Genomic DNA, 2,546 nt, shown 5'->3' on the forward strand with positions numbered 1-2,546 from the left:
CGCAGTTCGTTTCATAATGCATCCCCTTGTCAGAGTCCGGGCAGTCGGACGACTTTATCGTATTGATATTGCTCGTAGAACTTCGGTCGACGAGCGACGATACCTTGCACCCCTATGCGCACCGCTTCTGAAGCGAGTGCTTCAACCGGGACCAGCCAGGGCGAACCGGGCAGAATCTGTTTCGCCGGCAGGATGCCCTTGAGAGCCAAGCTTTTCGCGGACCCGACGCAGATGCCAAGCCGTTCGGCGGCTTTCATCAGACTGATCATTTCGCCATCAGCCTTGGCTGGATCGTATCCGGGTATGCCGAGCCGCTCGCGCATTTCGCGCACGCGCACCGTCGTCCAGGTCTCGCCATCGCCGGTCTTGCAGCGCATCCGGTTGAGCGATACGGCAAGCTCGCGGTCCGGCCAGTGTCCGGCGAGTTTGCGCAGTGCTTCGACGGCGCTCGGCGCCATATCTGGACAACGGCCGGTCTTGACGCGGGCAACACGCACCTCGGTGTGACGCCCGCCGGTCCAATGGATCAGCAGCACGGCTTCGTTGGTCGCCTCATCGAGATCACATACGATCTCCTGAACCAGGATATGGATAAGGCGCTGCTTGGTCCGAGTGTCGGTTGAGGGTGCGTTCCATACCGCCGGTAGATCATGGGCAAGCTGAAGCAAACGGGCGCGATCGACCTTTGGGCGTTTCGCCGACAGAGCCGACAGCTCCGCGATCCGGCGCTCCAGTGTGGCCACGCGGTCCAACGCATCGTTCCAGCGAGCCTCGAGTTCGCGTGCGACATGGCGCTTGGCGGGGTCGACCAATTCGTAACGACGCCCGGCCAGCGAGGCATCGTATCGGGCTGCTTCCAGCTCCCGCTCGACGGCGGCAACGATGTCCTTTCGCGAACGCTCGGCCTGCTCCGAAGCAAAGATCGCGGCTTCCACGGCACGATCGGAGACGGCTTCTAGGATCTGCAGGGCGACGGCGCGATCAATCCGCAGACCGCCAATGCCGATGCACAGGCCAGCGCCGACATGGGCATCATCGCCGCGGCACTGGTAGCGATGGGCGTTGCCTTTCGCCATGCCATAGAAGACGCGCATCATTCGTCCGCATCGTCCACAACGCATCAATCCCGTGAGCAGGGCGCGGCCTCCACGTGCAGATTTGCGCGCGCAGTTCTTCTTCATATGCGCGTTCTCGAGCAGGAGCTTCTGATTCTCCTCGTATTCCTGCCAGCTGATGTAACCAGGATGATTGTCACGCAACAACACATGCCATTCGTCGCGAGACTTCCTGAAGCCGCTGGCCTTACGGGCGCGCCCCTCGACAATCCGTGTCCGCTGCGCCGTTCTGCCGAATGCGTAGGCGCCGCCATAAAGCGGATTGTGAAGAATCTGCATGACACTGTGGTAGGCGGGAGGCTTCCAGACGAGTTTGCAAACCTCGACATTGCGCCGGACCACGGGCATTTTAATGTCTGCCGATCGCAGCCATAAGAAGACCTGCCGCGCGCTGCCCAACTCGCGGAACTTCGCGAAGACCAGCCGGATGGTGTCGGCCACGTGCTCGTCAGGATCGATCTCGACCTTATCGGCCTCGCTCCAGCAGAAGCCTGGCGGAAGCATGAAGCGGAACTCCCCACGCTTGGCCTTGGAGTCACGGGCGGCGATGCCGCGCTGTCGCATCAGGCTCAGTTCGTATTCCGACATCGTTCCCTTCAGCCCAAGCAGCAGGCGGTCGTTGACGAGCCGCGGATCGTATGCGCCATCCGGATCGACGACCAGCGTGCCGGCCAGCGCGCACAAGTCGATCAGATGATGCCAGTCCCGTCCGTTACGCGCCAGTCGTGACGCCTCGATGCAATAGACCGCACCGACATCGCCGGAGCAGACCATGGCGACAAGCCGCTCAAAGCCGGGTCGCTGCATCAGGCCGGACCCCGAGCGGCCAAGATCGTCGTCGATCACCGTCACCGATGCAAAGCCGACCGCTTCTGCGGCTCCCGCCAGGTCATACTGCCGGCGCTGACTTTCCAGATTGCCCGTCACTTGCGACATGGTCGATTGACGAACGTAAACTACCGCCGAGCGGGCGAGGTGATCAGGCGTGATCTTCGGGTTCATCACCGCCTCCCTGATCCGCTTCGGCCGCTAGCGCTTCCAGCAGAAGGTCGGCCAATGTCTCGACCAGTCCCTTCGTGTTTTTGCCCACTGGCGGATGAGGAATTTGACGCTCCAGCTGCAGGATGAGCTGCGCGCGATTGTGATATCGGCTTCTTCGCACCGTCCCTCTCCTTCTTCCTTGAAGGGCGGGATTGTGCGCCTTGCTTGCGATTCGCGCCGAGCGCCGTCAGGACGATCGTCAACTCATTGAGACCCTCGATGCCGATTTCGGGTCGCCCGAGCGTCATGCCCGCGCAGTAGCCGGCGTCGAACATCCAATTCGGGAGTTCGCGGCAAAGGTCAGGACGCTCCTCCGTGTAGATGCACGTCAACGCCTTCCCACGACGAAATGGCGAAACCTGCAACGTGCTCCCAAACAACGGATGCCAG

At 61.7% G+C, this 2,546-nt stretch carries 2 protein-coding genes; one reads left to right on the plus strand and one right to left on the minus strand.

Going from position 1 to position 2,546, the window contains the following annotated elements; translation table 11 throughout:
• Positions 1 to 29: 29 nt before the first annotated feature.
• Positions 30 to 2,117 carry a recombinase family protein gene (locus NKH29_RS32495; protein WP_353001422.1) on the minus strand — a complete coding sequence of 696 codons (2,088 nt, stop codon included), beginning with the start codon at positions 2,115 to 2,117 and terminating at the stop codon, positions 30 to 32.
• Positions 2,118 to 2,317: 200 nt separating this feature from the next.
• On the opposite strand from NKH29_RS32495, the gene NKH29_RS32500 reads away from it, so the two are divergent.
• The coding region (locus NKH29_RS32500; protein WP_353001423.1) for a hypothetical protein at positions 2,318 to 2,546 on the plus strand (229 nt) is incomplete at its 3' end.

Source organism: Mesorhizobium sp. M1295, from assembly GCF_040318135.1.
Taxonomy (GTDB): Bacteria; Pseudomonadota; Alphaproteobacteria; order Rhizobiales; family Rhizobiaceae; genus Mesorhizobium.

What these genes read in the sequence shown, in the direction of transcription:
- NKH29_RS32495 (WP_353001422.1), bottom strand. Translation starts at nt 2,117, where the DNA reads ATGAACCCGAAGATCACGCCTGATCACCTCGCCCGCTCGGCGGTAGTT.